Origin of the sequence: Pseudodesulfovibrio pelocollis, from assembly GCF_030282845.1 — a bacterium.
GTDB lineage: Bacteria > Desulfobacterota > Desulfovibrionia > Desulfovibrionales > Desulfovibrionaceae > Pseudodesulfovibrio > Pseudodesulfovibrio pelocollis.
Window position 1 is genome coordinate 1 of record NZ_JASTWE010000068.1, and the last position, 8681, is coordinate 8681.

The 8681-nt window shown below is 65.2% G+C and carries 5 protein-coding genes; 1 reads left to right on the plus strand and 4 read right to left on the minus strand.

Annotated elements, in window-relative coordinates; translation table 11 throughout:
- Window positions 1–199, plus strand: a 199-nt coding sequence (locus tag QQS14_RS15590; protein ID WP_285907941.1) for a hypothetical protein, incomplete at its 5' end; no start/stop codon positions are given.
- A gap of 182 nt (window positions 200–381) precedes the next feature.
- Here the strand turns inward: QQS14_RS15590 and QQS14_RS15595 are convergent.
- From QQS14_RS15595 to QQS14_RS15610, 4 genes are read right to left on the minus strand one after another with little or no spacing between them, the layout of a single operon-like run.
- On the minus strand, window positions 382–861 hold the full coding sequence (locus QQS14_RS15595) for a hypothetical protein (RefSeq protein ID WP_285907942.1): 480 nt from the start codon (window positions 859–861) through the stop codon (window positions 382–384).
- 16 nt (window positions 862–877) lie between these two features.
- Window positions 878–4801, minus strand: coding sequence for an efflux RND transporter permease subunit (locus tag QQS14_RS15600; RefSeq protein ID WP_285907943.1), 3924 nt, complete (start codon window positions 4799–4801; stop codon window positions 878–880).
- Between the two features lie 15 nt (window positions 4802–4816).
- Window positions 4817–7006, minus strand: coding sequence for an efflux RND transporter periplasmic adaptor subunit (locus tag QQS14_RS15605; RefSeq protein ID WP_285907944.1), 2190 nt, complete (start codon window positions 7004–7006; stop codon window positions 4817–4819).
- Window positions 7007–7046: 40 nt separating this feature from the next.
- On the minus strand, window positions 7047–8429 hold the full coding sequence (locus QQS14_RS15610; RefSeq protein WP_285907945.1) for a TolC family protein: 1383 nt from the start codon (window positions 8427–8429) through the stop codon (window positions 7047–7049).
- Between the last annotated feature and the right edge of the window lie 252 nt (window positions 8430–8681).

The window sequence follows — 8681 nt, forward strand, 5'->3', positions numbered from 1 at the left end:
GATTGAGCCCAAGCTGAGGTGCGATCACAGCAGCAAATCGAGTGCAGAGGGCAAGGTGCGGACGCAAAAAGGGGATGAGCAGAGGTCTCCTTTCATTCTTGACGATCCCTGCGTGGTACTGGGTGGTGCGGTAGCGCTGCACTTCTGCCGTACGGCCAGATGCAACTCCCTGGACGCATCGAAAAAGCCACCTTCATGATGAAGGTGGCTTCAATTATATCAGCTTTTCGCAGCTATTGTTTTTGGTTATCGAGATTGAATAGTCAACTCCATGTCAGGGTATAACTGTCTCGCGACACTTCGTCTGTGTTGCCGTAGTGAACGTCATTGCTGTCAGAACGCTCGTCGAACGGGCGTTTTGTCCGATGTTCCGAGTGCGGCCTACATCATGCCCTGCATCATGGTCATGGTCTTGTCCAGCTTGCCAAGCCCTTCTTCCAGCATGGGGATGCCCGCGTCCGGGTTCCGCTTGGTCATGCCCATGGCCTTCATGACGTCCATCATCTCGCTGTTGAGCCGCTTCATCGCATCTTGCAGGGCCGTGTCGCCCATGTTTCCGGCGTGGGCCTCCACGGCGGCCATGCCGTGGTGCATGTCGGTCATGTGCGTGTTCATGGCGGCCATGGCCTGATCGCGCATGGCCGGGGCCTTCATCATTTCGACATCCTTTTTCATCAGGTCCAGGTTGTCGGCCATGGTCTTCATGCCGCCTTCCAGGGTGCTGCCCGGCGCGGCCGCGTGCTGCCCGTGATCCGCAGCGTGACCGTGGCTGCCGTGGTCCATGCCGGAAGCGGCAACGGCAAGGCCCGAGACGAGCAGGGTCAGGGCTGCGACCGCGGCAAGGATGGTGATTCTTTTCATGCGTGTTCTCCTTTGGTTATGCAGTGGATGGCTCTGCCGGTCGGCAGCGCTCCTTGCGGTTGATCTTCATCTCCTCCACGAGACAATAGAGCGTGGGGACCACGAACACGGTCAGGATGGCGATGGTCATGCCGCCGAATGACGGGATGGCCATGGGCACCATGATGTCCGCGCCCCGGCCGGTGGAGGTCAGCACCGGGATGAGGGCCAGGATGGTGGTGGCTGAGGTCATGAGGGCGGGCCGGATGCGCCGCTGCGCCCCTTCGAGCACGGCATGCCGGATGGCCTGCACGCTGGTGGTGTCGCGGCTGTCCCGGCTCTCGTCCAGGTAGGTGGCCATGATCACGCCGTCGTCCGAGGCGATGCCGAACAGGGCGAGGAAGCCGACCCAGATGGCCACGCTCAGGTTGATGGTGTGCACCTGGAAGAGTTCGCGCATGGAGGTCCCGAAGACGCTGAAGTTCAGGAACCAGTCCTGCCCGTAGAGCCAGATCATCAAAAAGCCGCCGGACCAGGCTACCAGAATGCCCGAAAAGACCATCAGGGTCGTGGCCACGGACTTGAACTGGAGGTAGAGGATGATGACGATGACGAACAGGGCCAGCGGCAGGATGACGGCCAGTTTCTTCTGCGCCCGCACCTGATTTTCGTAGTTGCCCGCGAATTCGTAGGACACGCCGGGCGGGACCGGCAATTCGCCCGAGGCAATGCGGCTCTCGATGTACTGGCGGGCACTCTCCACCACGTCCACCTCGGCGAATCCCGGCCTGCCGTCGAAGAGCACATAGCCGACGAGGAAGGTGTCCTCGCTCTTGATGACCTGGGGGCCGCGCACGTAGCGCAGGTCCGCCAGCTGGCGCAGGGGAATCTGCTCGCCGGACGGCGCGGCCACGAGGATGTCGGCCAGGGCCTCGATGCTGTCGCGCAGCTCGCGCATGTAGCGCACGCGCACGGGGTAGCGCTCGCGCCCCTCCACGGTGGTGGACATGACCTTGCCGCCCACGGCCACCTCGATGACGTTCTGGACCCTGGCCAGCGAGATGCCGTAACGGGCGATGGCCTCGCGATCGATGACCAGCTCCAGATAGGGCTTGCCCACGATGCGGTCGGCCACCACGGCGGCGGGCTGGACCGACGGCACTTCCTTGAGCAGCCGTTCGATCCCGAGGCCGAAGGATTCGATGGTTTCCAGGTCCGGTCCCTTGAGCTTGATGCCCATGGGGGCGCGCATGCCGGACTGGAGCATGACGATGCGGGCCGCGATGGGTTGCAGCTTGGGCGCGGAGGTGGTCCCTGGAATCTCGGCTGCCCTGGTGATGTCGTTCCAGATGTCGTCCGGGCTGCGCACCCCCGGCCAGGCCGAGCGGCCCGGGTTCAGGGCCGGGTCGAGCGGGCTGCGCCACAGCCGGAACGGTCTGCCGTCCGGGTCGGGGATGAGCCTGCCATCCTCATCGCGGGGATAATATCCCTGCACGATGTAGGGCAGGCCGTCCCCGGCGGGCTGCGGCTCGCCTCCGGCGGAGCGGAAATAATCCTTCTGCCCGGCGTCGAAGCGGAAGCGCAGCCGGGTGCCGCCTGCGTTCACGAGAAATTCGGGCAGGTAGTTGATGACGGTCTCGATCATGGAGATCGGGGCCGGGTCCAGGGGCGTCTCGGCGCGACCGAGCTTGCCCACCGCGCTCTCCACCTCGGGGATGGCCAGGATGGACGCGCCCTGCTTGGAGAGGACGTCCTGCACCTCGCCTATGGAGGCATGGGGCATGGTGGTGGGCATGTAGAGGAACGACCCCTCGTCCAGCGGCGGCATGAACTCCTTGCCCAGGCCCGGAAAGGCGTGGATCACCGCCGTCACCGGCCGGGTGCCCCGGACCACGTCCGGGAGCCAGGCGGTCATGACGTTGCCGCCCAGCCAGATGAGTCCGCCAAACAGGATCAGTGCCGCCGGAAGGCACAGGAACGTGCCCTTGTGGTCGAGCACCCAGCGCAGCATGGCCGGATAGCCCCGCTGGAAGAGCTGGAAAAAGAGCATCAGCCCGCCGATGAGCACGGCCACGAAGAGGAAATTGCGCAGGTCGCCCTTTTCCGGCCCCAGCGGCAGCCAGTGGGTGGCGAGCACGATGGTCACCATGAGGACGACGCCGTAGTTCATGGCCCGGCCGAAGAGGGCGTTGAACTGCGGGGGGAGTGAGCTGGCGAAGAGTCGGTGAACGCCCGGTATGAGGATGAAGAGGCCCAGCCACCACGCCACGAAGACGGCCACGGCAAGGCCGACCGCGATGGTGGTGCCGCCGATGAGCAGGTCGGCGCGCCGCCTGGGGCATTGCAGATTGGCGCGGCGGTGGATGAGGTGGGCCACGGCGGGCAGGATGGTCAGGGCCACGATGATGGACGCGACCAGGGCAAAGGTCTTGGTGTAGGCCAGGGGCTTGAAGAGCTTGCCCTCCGGCCCCTCCATGGCAAAGACGGGCAGGAAGCTGACGATGGTCGTGGCCACGGCGGTCATGATGGCGCTGCCCACCTCGGACGCGCCCTGGAATACCTGCTGCAACCGGCTCAGGCCCGGCTCGTCCTGCTCCAGTTTTCTGAGGATGTTCTCGCAGATGATGATGCCCATGTCCACCATGGTGCCGATGGCGATGGCAATGCCCGACAGGGCGACGATGTTGGCGTCCACGCCAAAGACCTTCATGCCGATGAAGCAGAGCATCACGGCCATGGGCAGCAGCGAGGAGATGAGCAGGGAGCTTTTGAGGTGCATGACCGCGAGCAGGACCACGATGACCGTGATCAGGATTTCCTCGGTCAGGGCTGTCTGCAGGGTGCCCAGGGTCTCGTGGATGAGGCCGGAGCGGTCGTAGAAGGGAACGATGGTCACCTTGCTCACGGTCCCGTCCGGGAGCACCTTGCTGGGCAGGCCCGGGGAAATTTCGCGGATCTTCTCCTTGACGTTGCCGATGGCCTGCAAGGGGTTCTCGCCGTACCTGACCACCACGACCCCGCCCACGGCCTCGGCCCCGCCCTTGTCGAGCACGCCCCGGCGCAAGGCCGGGCCGAGGCTGACCCTGGCCACGTCGCTGACGCGGATGGGGATGTTGCCGACCACCTTGACCACCGACTGTTCTATGTCAGCAAGTTCCTTGACAAAGCCGATGCCGCGAATGAGGTACTCGACGCTGTTGATCTCGATGGTCCGGGCACCCACGTCGAGGTTGGACATCTTCACGGCCGTGAAGACATCCTCCAGGCTGACCCCTGTGGTGCGCAGGGCATCTGGATCGACATCAACCTGGTATTCCTTGACAAAGCCGCCGACCGAGGCTGTCTCGCTGACCCCCTCGGCCCCCAGCAGGGCGTAGCGCACATACCAGTCCTGGATGCTGCGCAGTTCGTCGAGGCCCCAGCCGCCCGCGGGGTTGCCCTTTTCGTCGCGGCCTTCAAGGGTGTACCAGAAGACCTGGCCCAGGGCGGTGGCGTCCGGCCCCAGCGTCGGCTTGGCGTCGGCTGGCAGCGTTCCCGGCGGCAGGCTGGAGAGTTTTTCCAGCAGTCGCGAGCGCGACCAGTAGAACTCCACGTCCTCGTTGAAGATGACGTAGATGGTCGAGAAGCCGAACATGGAGTAGCTGCGCACGGTCTTGACGCCGGGAATGCCGAGCAGGGACACGGTGAGAGGATAGGTGACCTGATCCTCCATGTCCTGGGGCGAGCGGCCCATCCACTCGGTGAACACGATCTGCTGGTTTTCCCCGATGTCCGGGATGGCGTCCACGGGCACCGGGTCGCGCGGCAACCCTGTCTGCCAGTCAAAGGGCGCGACCATCACGCCCCAGCCCAGGATCATGGCCATGAGCAGGAAGACCACCAGCTTGTTGGTCAGGCAGAAGCGGATGACCCTGTCTGTCGGGTTTTTCGCTTCAAGCGGCGTCGTGTCGCGGGTGGCCATGGGCATCGCTCCCGGCTATTGCTTGAGCTGCTGGTTGGTTTCGCCGCAAGTGGGCATGGCTTGGCCCATGTAGGGGTTGCGGATGCTCTCGTCGCGCTGGAGCCAGGTGGCACCGTCGTAGTCAAAGGCCATGGGGCAGAACAGCTCGAAGACCGGGCCTTCGGTCTGAACGCCCAGCTTGACGATGGCCTCGGCCAGCCCCACGGAGATGGGCTCAAGGCCGGTCCGCACCGCGACGATGTCCCCGGCCTCGCGGACCACGGCCAGGCCGTCGTTCATCCTGGCCAGCGCCGCCATCCACACATTGTGGGCCGGGCCGCCGAGCACGGCCATGTCCACCTTCCGCAGGGCCTCGGCCATGGCGTCGGCCGCTGCCTGGGCCCCGGCCATGTCGTCGGCGGCCAGGGCCTCGGACAAATGCTCGTACCGGGCGAAGACTGCACCCAACTGCCGCTGGAAGCTCTCGGGCGCGGCCAGCGCCTCTTCCGGGGCGTCCAGGTTGAAGGCGGCCCGGAACCCGGCGTAGTGGCCCTTCATTTCGGCGAAGACCTGGTGCAGGCGACGGGTATCCGGCACCTCGGCCCCGATGATGGCGTCGTTGCCAAGGAGCATGGCGTATTCGCGCCACAGGAGGGCGGCCCGCCTTTCCAGGCCCGTTCCGTCGATGAGGCGCAACTCCTTGTTGAACACCCCGAAGGCGAGGTGCGTCAGCGCCAAGTCGCCGGTGACCACGGCCCCCTCCAGCTCCCGGAAGGTGGCGTCGAGGAGCCGGGCCTTGGAGGCGAACAGGGGCGGCAGCTCGCGGCCGGGCGGAGAGTCGGCCGGGCTTGCCGTGGGCTGCCCCGTCCTTGGGCCGTGGTCATGTCCCCCGCCCTTGGATTCGGCACCCACCGGGCTCATCATGCTCGGCCTGGCGATGATCTGGACCGCGCTGTCGATCTTGAAATTGCCTCGGGTTACGACCCGTTCGCCCTCCTCCAGGCCGTTTTTGACGATGTAGTGGGCACCGGCCTTGGGGCCGAGCACGATCTCGCGGCCCTCGAAGCGGCCCGGATCCTGCGGGTCTTGCACATAGACCACGGCCCGCTTGCCGGTGATGAGCGGGGCCGTGGCCGGAATGACCAGCCTGGGCTCCGAGGTCCCGGCCGTGGCTCCGTCCCTGTGCCGGACGGCGCGCACGAGCATGCCGGGCTTGAGGCTGCGGTCACGGTTGGACACTTCAAGGCGCACCCTGACCGTGCGGGTTTTTTCGCTGACCACCGGGTCGATGTAGACCACCGTGCCCCCGAAGGTCTTGCCGGGATAGGCCTCGGTCTGGAACGCCACCTGCTGGCCGATTTCGACCCACGGGAGGTCGGACTCGTAGGCTTCAAGGATGACCCAGACCACCGAGAGGTCGGCGATGGAATAGATGGGGCTGCCGGTGGTCACGTACTGCCCCTCGTTGACGTTCTTGGTCAGGACCACGCCGCCCTGGGGCGCGTGGATGGTGATGTGGTCCGAGGGCCTGCCCTGGCGGACCACGGCCTCGATCTGGCTTTTTTGCAGACCGAGCAGGCGCAGCTTCTCCCCGGCGGCCTCGACCATGCGCTGGGCGGTGTTTCGGATCAGGGGGAGCTTGCTGTCCTTCAGGTCTTCCAGGGCCTTGTGGGCCTCGATCAGCTCGACCTGGGCCGTGAGCAGCTCGGGGCTGTAGATGGAGACCATGGCCTGGCCCTGCTTGACCTCCTTGCCGGTGTAATCCACGAACATCCTGTCCACCCGGCCGCCGGTCCAGGCCGTGATGGCCCGGACCCGCGTCTCGTCGTAATCGACCTTGCCCACCATGCGCCGCTCCACGTCCACGTCCAGGCGCTGCACGGGTTCGGTCTCGATGCCCGCCAGCAGGCGCGCCTCCTCGGAAATCTCGATGCCGCGCAGGCTGGTGGCGGTGGAGTCGTCCCCGCGCCGGATAGGGATGAGCTCCATGAAGCAGATGGGGCAGTTCCCCGGCTCAGGGAGCTGGATCTGCGGGTGCATGGAGCAGGTCCAGATGATGTTTCCACCCTCGTCCACCGAGGCTTCGAGGCCGTGTCCGGCGTGTTCGTCCAGCAGCGACGTGGCGGGCTGATGCCCCGTGCCCCTGACGATGTAGCCGACGGCAAAGGCCACCACGCTGGCCAGCAGGATGGTCAGGATCAGCCGGGTGTTGATGAGACGTTTCATGCTTCCCCCTGCTTCGTGTTCGACCGGACCGCAGGCATGGTCAGGGCTCCAGCCGTGTTGGCTCAAGGATCGAGCCATGGAACTCGCAGGGCAGCTCGCGGCCCACCAGGGTTTCGATCTCGGCCAGCCGCTGGGCCTGATCGGTCAGGGCGCGGGAGTAGTCGAGCTTGAGTTCCAGCAGGGTCCGCTCCGTGTCGATGAGGTCCAGTGAGGTGGCCGCGCTGCTGGTGAAGGCCTCCAGGGTCACGCCCAGCGCCTGCTCGGCCTTGGGCACCAGGGTTTCGCGGTAGAGATGGATTTTTCGCCCGGCGTCCCGGTACTTGTACAGGGCCAGCTCCAGGTCCGCCCGCAGCTTCTGCTCAAGGCCGGCTCGGCTCCGCTTGGCGGCCAGAATCCTGGCCTGGCTCTCGTCAACCGCAGCGCCCCGGGCCTCCTGCCAGATGGGAATGTTGAAGGACATGGAGGTCATGATCGGGTTGCGTCCGTCGCCGATGACGCCCGGAGTTCTCGCCTTGTCCACCTCCGTGACATCCACGCCAAAGGTGAAGTCCGGATAATAGGCGCGCTCGGCCAGATCCCTTCCGGCCTGTTCCATCCCGACCACCGCGTCCCAGTAAGCCAGTTGGGGATTGTTGGTCGGCAGTTCGGCGAAGAGGGTGCTGTCCGGCTCCGTGGCGACCATGACCGGGATGGAGGGCGGCGGCGGGATGGCCGTTTCTGCCGGACGGCCCAACAGGGCATTGAGCCGCGCGACCAGGGGCGCGCGCAGGTCCTTGAGCGAGTAGAGCCTGTCTTCAATCCTGCCCAGCTCCACCTGGGGCCTGATGATGTCCGCGTGGCTGGCCGAGCCGGTGGTGTAGCGGGCTGTGGCGATCCGCTCCAGGTAGCGCAGCAGTTCCATGCTTTCCGTGGTGATGTCGATGGCGCGCGCCAGATAGGCGTATTCGTAGTAGACCCGCTTCACCTCGTAAAAGGTCGAGAGCTTCAGCCCGTCCATCTGCGCCTTGACGCCGTCCGCCTCGCGCAGTGCCATCTGCTCCTTGAAGCCGAGCTTGCCGAAGAAGGGCAGGGACTGGGAGAGGCCGTACTTGTAGCGCGCCGGGCCGCCGCGTGTTTCAAGGGGTGTGGTGTAGTAGCCGAAGTTGAACATGGGGTCCGGCAGGACATCGGCCCGGGCGGCACGGCTGACCGAGGCCTCCCAGCGCCGATAGGCGGCGCGCAGTTCGTTGTTGCCTTCGGCGGCCTGTCTCAGGTATCCGGCGAGTTCGGCGAGTTCGGTGCAGTCGCCCAGGTATTGGCCCGGCGCGGCCGCCTCCTGCACTGTCTCCGCCGGGGCGCCCGGTCCATCGGCGGCCGCCGCCCGGGGCAGGACGGCGATCAGCGCCAGCAGGACCGCGCCCGTCATCATCGTCAGTCTCCTCATCCAGGCTCCGTATGCTTGACGTGGCGTAAACAAGGGATGTGCCATATTCGTTTTGTCCACCCATTTACTGGTCTTACAGGTTTTTCGCACAGGAATCCAGACTGTTTTTGTCAGGATTCGTGCCAACCCTTGCACCCCCGGTGCAGTGAGTGCAGAATAATGCTTGCACCATATCAATTTGCCATAGCTGAAGCATCTATGCAAGTATGAGTTTTATGAACCAAGCTCCGTTGGCATGCTCAGTGCTAGTGT